9 protein-coding genes are annotated in these 9725 nt (G+C 47.1%); 3 read left to right on the top strand and 6 right to left on the bottom strand.

Annotation, left to right across the window (positions count from 1 at the left end; genetic code table 11):
* Positions 1–14 precede the first annotated feature (14 nt).
* Positions 15–2126 carry a BglG family transcription antiterminator gene (locus A3EQ_RS0114120; protein ID WP_020155829.1) on the bottom strand — a complete coding sequence of 704 codons (2112 nt, stop codon included), beginning with the start codon at positions 2124–2126 and terminating at the stop codon, positions 15–17.
* 484 nt (positions 2127–2610) lie between these two features.
* Here A3EQ_RS0114120 and A3EQ_RS0114130 point away from each other — a divergent pair, with 484 nt between their 5' ends.
* Both A3EQ_RS0114130 and A3EQ_RS0114135 read left to right on the top strand, forming a co-directional pair.
* Positions 2611–2838 (top strand): helix-turn-helix transcriptional regulator, encoded by a 228-nt coding sequence (locus A3EQ_RS0114130; protein WP_020155831.1) that lies wholly within the window; start codon positions 2611–2613, stop codon positions 2836–2838.
* 5 nt (positions 2839–2843) lie between these two features.
* Entirely contained in the window at positions 2844–3128 is a 285-nt protein-coding gene (locus A3EQ_RS0114135) for a hypothetical protein (protein WP_020155832.1), read from the top strand.
* 687 nt (positions 3129–3815) lie between these two features.
* Here A3EQ_RS0114135 and A3EQ_RS0114150 read toward each other — a convergent pair.
* From A3EQ_RS0114150 to A3EQ_RS0114170, 4 genes are all read right to left on the bottom strand, one after another.
* Entirely contained in the window at positions 3816–4505 is a 690-nt protein-coding gene (locus tag A3EQ_RS0114150) for a zinc metallopeptidase (protein WP_020155835.1), read from the bottom strand.
* Between the two features lie 16 nt (positions 4506–4521).
* On the bottom strand, positions 4522–4926 hold the full coding sequence (locus A3EQ_RS23130; protein ID WP_081626243.1) for a MerR family transcriptional regulator: 405 nt from the start codon (positions 4924–4926) through the stop codon (positions 4522–4524).
* A gap of 84 nt (positions 4927–5010) precedes the next feature.
* A complete protein-coding gene (locus A3EQ_RS21165) occupies positions 5011–5667 on the bottom strand; it encodes a hypothetical protein (RefSeq protein ID WP_154652880.1) in 657 nt (218 codons plus the stop codon).
* A 21-nt stretch (positions 5668–5688) separates the two neighbouring features.
* Complete coding sequence (locus A3EQ_RS0114170) at positions 5689–6588, bottom strand: aldo/keto reductase (protein ID WP_020155838.1); 900 nt, start codon at positions 6586–6588, stop codon at positions 5689–5691.
* Between the two features lie 1238 nt (positions 6589–7826).
* Between A3EQ_RS0114170 and A3EQ_RS0114185 the strand changes: the two genes are divergently transcribed.
* Complete coding sequence (locus A3EQ_RS0114185) at positions 7827–9122, top strand: Nramp family divalent metal transporter (protein WP_020155841.1); 1296 nt, start codon at positions 7827–7829, stop codon at positions 9120–9122.
* Between the two features lie 369 nt (positions 9123–9491).
* Here A3EQ_RS0114185 and A3EQ_RS0114190 read toward each other — a convergent pair.
* Positions 9492–9725 (bottom strand): transposase (locus A3EQ_RS0114190; protein WP_020155842.1); only part of this gene is annotated, 234 nt, incomplete at its 5' end.

Raw genomic sequence — 9725 nt, forward strand, 5'->3', positions numbered from 1 at the left:
CTCTTTCTTCCTCCTTAAATAAGATCCAGATGTTTCGCGATCAGATGATAGACATCCCGCTTATTGGCGGAACGGATGATCCGGTCGACCGTGTTTTGCTGGTTTGCCAGTCTGATGATCTTCTCCGTGAGATTCAAATACCCTTTCGTTTCCTTTAATGCCAGGGTAATGATGACAAAAACCGGAACGGCAAAACGGTCATGAAAATCGATTCCTTTTTCCAAAGTCAGGACGCTCATGGAATTTTCATTGACCCCGTCATCCGGGCCGGCATGGGACAACAGGACTTTCGGGGCGATGGACATATAGGGGCCGTAATCTTCCAGATTTTGAATGATTTTTTCCGCATAGGTCTCTTTGATGTATCCTTTTTCCAAAAGCGGTTTCGCCCCTAAATAAATCGCCTCTTTCCAAGTCCTTGCTTTTTCGCCGATCCGGATTTCATCCTTGGAAAATTCCAGCCTGAAGCGCTTTTCCTGTTGATATTGTTCCTTTTCCTGATCACTCAACAGTTCGACCAACAGATCATATTGAAGTTTATAGATATCCTTGATCTCGCAAGATTCTTGGATGACATGGACGAGCCTTTCTACCTTGGCCACATGGTTTTGGGTCCGTTTGTTAAAGTTAAGATGGAGCCTCGCCTTTAATTTCTCCACGTCTTCCTGGGTAACGATGCTGTTGATCCGGACGACCTTCTTCTCGTCAATATCGGGCAAATCGACGGTGCTGATGACCAGGTCATAGTTTTCGACGACGGAAGGATGGATTTCCCTGACCGGCAATGTATCGACATGTTTGATATTGAACAGCTTCGTGACCGACATGGCCAAATATTTGGAGATTGCGACCCCTTCGATACAGACGACCAATATTTTGGGCAAATCTTCGTTTCTGGGAATCTTTTCTATCATTGCCGCAAAATAGATGGTCAAGTAGGAAATTTCATGATCGTTGATTTCAACATCGTATTCCGTCCCGATTTCTTGGCAAATGGATTTGACCGTCAAAAAAAGCCGCCGGTGCTTTTGCACGATCTCATCAAAGAGGGGATTTTCCAATGTGATGTTGAACCGTATCCGATTGATCATCGGTTCGATATGTTGCAGCAATAATTTTTTCAATTCACTTGTCTGTTCGCGGAAGCGGACTTGATAAGCTTCTTCCACTTTGCCGATCAGTTTGTCGGCCAGTTCGGAAAAATTCCCCGGCCTTTTCCGGTTTGCCTTAACGGTTTTCATGCTTAAAATGATGGATGTCAGATAGGCGACTTCCTTTTCATTCGTAATAATTTCCGGATGCCTTTCCTTCAGTTTCTCCAGCAAGGTGAAGGAAATCCGATAGATTTGCCGGTTGACCGGGTGATGCGGGATCAGATCTCCATTTAAACCCGTCGGATCCGTCGAACGATTGATCAAGCGGGTGAAATAAACGGTCAATATTAAAAACGACCGGTCATCGTATGTACAGCCCAATTCGTTTTCCAAAAACAAAATCAAACCGCGGATATATTGCAGATCTTCTTTATTAAAGACATGCCTGAACACTAAGCCGCCTTCGCCGGTCGAGGTTTTGCCCAATTCCATGTAATTGTAAAATTCATTCATGCTCAATCTTTCACAGAAGAGGTTGGCGAACTCCAGGATCCTTCGATTCTCATCGCCGGTCACAAACACCCCTTTCCGTTTTACCCAGTTCAGCTTTAAGCCCTTTTCCTCAAGGGGCGTTTTGATCTCGGCCAAAAAATTGATAATCGCCGTCCGTGAAGCGTTCAAGGTGATTTCAAAAAAGGAAATCGGGATTTCCTTTTGATGGATCAAAAGATTTAAAACGATGAACAACTTCATTTCTTCTTTTGAATAAATTCTTTTATAAGGATTTTCCTTGCGGAAGTATTCCGCCAAAAAGTTTACGGTTTTCTCCTCTTTATCAATTTTTACCCCCTTCAAATGATGCCTCTGCAAAGGCGAAAGCCGGTTTTTCCGCAAAAATGAATCGATTTTTTGCAAATTATAGCGAACCGAACGGCTGGAAGATTTGGTGAATTCGGCCAGATCATGGACGGAAATATAATCATCTTCCGTATAAAGCTTTTTCAGGATTTGGACAGCCCTCGTGTTCAGCATGTGCCCTTCCCTCCGCAGTTTAACTATATCATCGATTAAAAAGCGCTTACAATAGCGGCCGATAACACAAATTGTCCAATTGCTCCGGAAAAAAATCCAATTCTTTGGTTGAGCGGCAAGGGGCCGTCGGCCCTTTTGAATCACGGATTGTTGATCCGATTCTTCCAGGCGTACGGCCTGCACTCGGCCCGGCAACGGTTTGCGCATTCCGAAACGTTTATTTGATTTTCTATGGCTTTTTCATTGATGGCCCGCCACTCCCGGAACCTAGTCTCCCATTTGCGGCGAATGTTCACGGCGTCCCGGCCAGTTTCTGCCGAAACGCAAGATGGATTTTTGGCGCCTGCCGTTTTCCCCCGGGAACGGCGTTCCCCGTCAATCGGAAATGTGCCGAGGCGGATTTTTGGCAAAGGTGTGTAAAAAATAGTTTACATTTTGTAAAAAATATATTACAATCACCTATGCAGGGGGTGATCAACCTGAGATGAAAAGAAGCGGGCAACTGAAAAATCGAATTAGCGTCCTAAGGGCCGAAAAAAAATGGACCCAGCAGGATTTGGCCGACAAAGTCGGCGTCACGAGGCAAACCATCGCTTCCATTGAAGCGAACCGTTACAATCCGTCCCTGATCTTGGCCTTTGAAATTGCGGCCGCCTTCGGAAAGGAAATACAGGAAGTTTTTGAATATCAATTATTGGAAAAGGGGGAATAACTAGGATGGATGCGATCGCCATCGGTTTATCGGTTATCGGGCTTGCCGCCGTCATCTTCTCGTGGCATTTCATCAGAAGGGAAGGGGGAGACGAAAGGGGGGATAAAATACTGGGCGTCGCAGGAATGACCGTTTATTCGGCCTTTTTGTTCGGGTATCTGATCATTTTTATGATCAACATCATACGCCCGTTGAACGGGGAACAATTTCAATTCGCCTTGACTTGTTTATTCGCATTGGTCGTCATCTCCTATTCAGCGGCAATCATGGTGCTGAAAAGGCGCTATTAGCTGATCGGAAGACCCCTGTCAAGCGGAAAACCGTCTGTTGCCAAATCAGGATAAAGAAAGGAAATCAATCCGGTCAAAAACGGGGATGTCGCGCACGAACGAAGGAAACCGGCACCGTTAATGACAAGGCCGGTTCCTGCCGCGGAAACCTTGAACCGCTCCGTTGAACAGGAAAAATGCATAAACGGTCCGGCGGCCAAGGCTTATTTTTAAGAGTCGACACCGTTCCCCGGGGTTTCGTCGTTGCAGCTCAAATTGTCACATCAATTAAATCTCAAGGACCGCCTCTGTCCTCCGCAGATCCGTTCATCACCAATTATCGTACCACCAACCAATTCCACATCGATCGCCTCCGTCCTCCCCCGTTCCTGCCGTTTGCAGCCGGATGCCGGACAGAGGCATACGGAAAGGAGCGGGCCGATGCGCGAGCGTTTCAAGAAACTCCGGCTGCGGGGAACAGCAGGAAAGCTGGACGTGTCAAGGAACCGGGGAAATCGGCAAAACGCCGCGGCACTTCCTTGGCACGTTTTCGCTGCCGATTTGAACGCTTTGACGGCAAACCGGCCGAAAGCGATCCTCCCGGGCAAAGACCTTCCCTCTGTCGGTTCATCACCGTTTTGTCAGGACTTGCACCCGTCAACATGGATTTATCTTCATACTTTCCTCATTTCATGAACGCCGCAGCACTCAATTTTCTTCGTTATTCCCTTGCAGGAAAAGCAGGATGAAATTAATAAGCTCAAATACCGAGATCAATGCGGCCGCCACATACGTCCAAGCCGCAGCTCCCAGCACTTTGTTTACTCCCCGCTCCTCATCATTCCGAATCAAACCTTCCGCCAGGATAAAGTTTTTCGCGCGGGCGCTCGCGTTAAATTCGACCGGCAATGTAATCAATTGAAAGGCCACCGCAAAGGAGAAGAAGAGGATCCCCAAACCGAGGAGCGAAAATTGCTTTAACAAAAATCCCGCCAACAAAAGGAACGGCGCGATTCCGGAAGTAAAGTTAACGATCGGAAACATCCGGTGTCGTAAGACCAATGCCCCGTACGCTTCCTTGTGCTGAACCGCATGGCCCACCTCATGGGCCGCCACGGAGACGGCGGCAATCGAACGGCCGTAATAAACCGGTTCGGATAAGCGGACGGTTCGGGTAATCGGATCGTAATGGTCTGTTAACGTGCCGGGAACCACTTCGACCGGAACGTCATAAAGGCCGTTTTGATCCAAGATGCGTCTGGCCGTTTCGGCGCCGGTGTATCCGGAGGATGCTTCAACACCGCTCCATTTTTGGAAATTCCCTCTTACTTTAAATTGGGCCCAAAGGGAAATGCCGAATGCAATGAAAATGAGAATATCCATCGGATGAAAGAACATGCAACCTCTCCCCTTTTCATCCTAAAAACATCATTAATGATTGCAGCAACGCCACCGTTTGTGAGGCGAATTGATTCAAAATCTTCTTCTTGCACTCATCGTCCAATTTGCCCAAAAGATCCTGAAAATCTTTGATTTCACCTTCCAATAATTTCATATGTTCGGCGACCATATTAGCTTGTTTCAGGATGAGATCCTCTTCCGCCGCCGTTTTTTTTCGGTGCAGTTCCAGCCGCTCCTTGATCATGTCCAAGGAATAATTGAGTTTTTTGTAATGTTCGATTAACTTTAAATCCTCCAGGGCGGAAGAGTCGTAGTATCGGTAATTCGATTCGGAACGTTCGGCTTTCAGTAAGCCCAGCTTTGTATAATAATCGATCGTTCGTTTGGAAACTTTCGCTTTTTCCGCTAGTTCACCGATTTTATAGACATCCCCATGAACCGGAACCCCCTTTTGTCGCTCTCACCATAATCATAATCGAACAAAACCATACAGTCAAACGTTTTACTTTTCGGTTTTTTCAAAGGGTTTCGGGTTCAGATCCTGTCTCCCGCCGGCATCCGAAAACAAGCCGGGGCGCGGCTGCGCGGGGTAATGTTGAGGTAGAACCGGCGGTTTCCCGCTGATGGCCATGGCCAAAGGATTCCGCCCGCATTCATGAATCCGTGAAAACACGCGGTTTTCCGCAAATCCAAGAAGCCGGCATCCATTTTCCGATTTTTCATCGTTTTGATCCCAAAATGATAAAGTCCAATAATTTGTGTAAAAAGAATGGGAAGCAAAAGCTGTTCCATTTCCGGAAGGTTGTGTTTCCGAGACGGGGACCAGGATTTTACACAAACATGGAGGTTTGGCAAAAAAAATTCCCCCTTTCCGAATCGCGGATCCGGCGGCGGTCGGAAGAGGGAGATTCTTCCATGACGGCGGGTTTTGATATCCCGCCGCGACGGAGAAACGGAAAAACATGCCGTTCGCGTCGGGATTTTTTGCTAACGGAATTTTAAGTCCCAGGCCGTCTGCTTTACAGCTAACAAAAATGCAAATGTAAAGGGACTGGCATCCAATTCGTGCTTGACCATCTGCTTTACAGATCCCAAAAATTGCAAATCTAAAGGGGCAGGCATCCAATCCGGGTTTGGCTGTCCGCTTTACGGCTGACAAAAATGCGGGAAGACAAACGGATCAAATCATATCGAGCGGAACTTTCTTGCGGGGTTTCGGAAATGCCCGGTCAAGTTTTTCCAAATCTTCCGGGGTCAATTCGATCGCGGCCGCTTCCGCATTCTCAAGCACATGCTGTTCCCGTCCCGCTTTGGGGATGGCGATCACATCATTCGTGCGGATCGTCCAGGCAAGGGCGATTTGCAGCGGTTTCACCCTGTATTTTTCCGCAAGGCTTTGGACGGCCGGGTCCGTTAACAATTGCTTCCTTAAGGAACCTCCTTGCGCCAGGGGGCTGTAAGCCATAATCGGCAGACGATGCGCCCGGTGCCAGGGAAGGAGATCGAAATCGATGCCCCGCGAACCCAAATGGTACAGCACTTGATTGACCGCGCAGTTCCTGCCATCGGGGATGCTCCATAATTCTTCCATATCATCCGTATCAAAATTGGAGACTCCCCACCGTAAAATTTTTCCCTCTTTCCGCAGTTTTTCCATGCCTTCAACTGTTTCCTCCAGAGGAACGCGGCCGCGCCAATGCAAAAGATACAAGTCCAAGTAGTCCGTACCGAGCCGTTTCAAGCTGTTTTCGCACGCGGTTGCAATCTTGTCCAATCCCGAATGGTGGGGATAAACTTTCGAGACTAAAAAGACTTCATCCCTGCGCCCTTTGATCGCCTCGCCCACCAGGCGTTCCGCCGCGCCGTGCCCGTACATTTCGGCCGTGTCAATGACCTTCATCCCCAATTCGATGCCGAGCTGCAAGGCTTTGATTTCCTCGGCCCGCTCGCGGGGGCTTTCCGCCATGTGCCACGTCCCTTGGCCGACGCACGGAACCGTCGTGCCATCGGGCAAGGTCACGACCCGTTTTTCCAAACGGCTTCGAATCTGCGACAATTTTTCGCTGTCCCAATGACCCATCTGCGATCTTTCCTTTCTTTTTTGAATGGAGGAACCCAAGCCAATCCGGCGAGATCCCGGTTCATCAAATTCTCATGGAATCCGTCGGGGCATTTAGCTTTCGCCCTAGGCCCTACATTCCGCGAAAAACGTACGAGATATGCATTTGCCCATGTATGGGCCCGAGGATCGGATATATCGGGAACCCTTTATTTTTCCCGTTTGCCTCACTTTTTTTGCCGAAAAATTGAAGCAGCTCCTGCCGGAGATTAGTGATCATCCTTAATCATTATTTTATCGGAGATTTTTGATAATAGCATCCGATAGGTGTAGTCTGGGTTTGTTCCGATCATTGAAACTCTTTGGAAGACCGTTTTCGCCTGTGAAAGGGGAGAACCGGTTAACATCGATCACGTTATAGGATTCGGAAATTTTTTTGCACAAGTTCCGAACAGGCTTCACGCCCGGTTTTTTGCAGGTGGCAAAAGGGGGCGGCAATAACGAGCCCGACAAAACAGACAAGCAGGGTCCGAGGGACGGCTGCCCGGGCGAACCTATTAATTAGACGAATCAGGGAGATAGTAGGATTCGACGGGCTTCCCCATCCGATTTGTCCGGTCCGATTCTTTAAGGACAGTAAAAGGATTCAAAACAGCATCAGGCTGTATTTTTATTGTCTCACAACCCAGTTCTTGGACCATAAAACAAATGATGTTAACCGATGTCACCCACTTATCCCTTATCCTGTTATTTTGTCAATTTTTCCAAATATCTTTCCGACACCCATCCTATTACCACTTTTCCATCTACCTCCTGATAAGCAACGGACATCCAATTGCTTCTTTTTTCGATCACCAGCACCATTTGTCCAAAATGTCATGGATCAATCGCCTTTGAGTTTTTCTGATTCGTTTAAGGAAAAAAACGATTGTAAAAATGTCAAAAAAGAAGCCGGCGTTCCAGATCTTTCCCGGAATCGTAACAATTTTGTCGAAGATGCGCTTGAAAAAACCAATCCGTTAGGACACGCCCTGCACCGAAATGACTTTACACAGGGTTATCTTCCGGCGCGCATCCTTTTTCAGCCTTTTGCCAATGAACGATTAACGATAGCCTGTACTTATTTGTCCAAGTATAAATTTATTGACATAGTTATTTGCGGATACATATAATTAGTTCAAAGCAATAAAGTTGTACTAAGGAAAAATTATGTCTATCGGCAAAAAGTACTTGAAAATATCATAACGGAGGATAGCCTTATGAATATCGAACAGGCGGCTCAACCGTCGGGGAACCGAAATCATTCCCTGCAAAAGATCGCGGCGGCTTCATTAAAAGGGGAGGTGCGGGGCTTCAAAAAGTTCCTGCCATTCCTGGGGCCTGCCTTCATTGCGGCGGTGGCCTACATTGATCCCGGAAACTACGCCACGAATATCTCCGCAGGATCCCAGTACGGCTATACCCTGCTATGGGTGATTTTGGCTTCAAATTTAATGGCTGTTCTCATTCAAACGATGTCCGCGAAGCTAGGCATCGCCACAGGGAAAAACCTGCCTGAGGTTTGCAGGGACCATTTTTCGAAACCCACCTCCTTCTTTCTGTGGATTCAAGCCGAACTGGTCGTGATGGCGACCGATCTGGCCGAATTTATCGGCGCGTCTCTAGGATTGTATTTAATCTTTAAAATCCCCATGGTGACGGCGGCTTTGATCGCGGCGGCCGGTTCATTTGTGATTTTGGAAATACAAAGACGCGGAATCCGGCCTTTAGAAGCGATCATTACCGGAATGATTTTTGTGGTCGTCATTGCCTTCGGCGTTCAGGTGTTTTTTGCGCAGCCTGATGCGGGGCAGATTTTGTCCGGATTGCTGACGCCAAAGTTCGATGGTGTTGACAGCGTGCTGTTATCGGCCGGGATGCTTGGGGCGACCGTTATGCCCCATGCGATTTACCTGCATTCGGGCCTCACACAGAAGCGGATCATCGGAAAAACGGAAACGGAACGGAAAAAGATATTTCATTTTGAAGTTGTTGATGTGGTCATTGCGATGATTATCGCCGGCGGAATCAATGCGAGCATGTTGATCGTGGCGGCGGCTTTGTTTAACAAAGCCGGCATTAAAGTCGAGGATCTTGACGTCGCTTTTTATCAATTCGACCATTTGCTCGGTTCTTTTGCCGCAATCTTATTTGGGGTCGGTTTGCTGTCGGCCGGTTTATCGAGTTCAACGGTCGGGACGATGTCGGGGGATATCATCATGCAAGGGTTTATCCGGAGGAGAATCCCGATCTACCTGCGGCGATGCATTACGATGATTCCACCGTTAACCATCATTTTGTTGGGGATTAACCCGACGAAAGCATTGGTGATGAGCCAGGTCGTCTTATCATTCGGCATTGCTTTCGCCTTGGTTCCATTAATCGTTTTCACAAGCAATAAAAAAATCATGAAATCGCTCGTTAACCGGAAAATAACAACCATTTTCGCTTGGTTGATCGCCATTCTAATCATTGCCTTAAATTTATTTTTGCTCTGCCAAACCATTTTTGGCTGAATCATTCACGGCTTATTTTCACTGACGCATCAAATCTTTTAGAAAAAAGCGGGTTCAAGCCCTTTGGAGCATCGCGAAGCGCTTCAAAGGGCTTGATTTCTGATGGCAGACGATATACCGGACATTACATATTTTTGATCATTTTGAGAGGATACCTGCCCATTTCCAAATGTATTGATCAATTCTTTTAACATTTATTCTTACCAATTTTTACCGTTAAGAATTTTTTGTAATGTAAGATAGATAGGGTATCTCTGAAATGGATTTGGAATGGATAAGGAGTCGGTTTCCTTCGCACAGGAGACAGAATATTCTGTCTCCTGTGTGGAAAGGGAGAATCCCCTTACTTTGTCTATTTACAGTATTTGGTTAATTGTAACGTTCTTCAAACATTCGCTCGAGGGCTTCCTGCGCTTCGGCAAATCCTCGCAACTTTCGTTCTGCCCATTTCTCGTTAAAATCTTGAACGGTCAAATATACGACTTTTTCAGCGGCTTCTAAACTGCTCAAACTGTTCATCGGCTTTAGACGTTTCCGAATCTCCTTGATCGTTCGTTCGATGGCATTGGTCGTATAAATCACACTTCGAATACTGCTTGGATA

The sequence above is a fragment of the Caldibacillus debilis DSM 16016 genome, assembly GCF_000383875.1.
Classification (GTDB): Bacteria; Bacillota; Bacilli; order Bacillales; family Caldibacillaceae; genus Caldibacillus; species Caldibacillus debilis.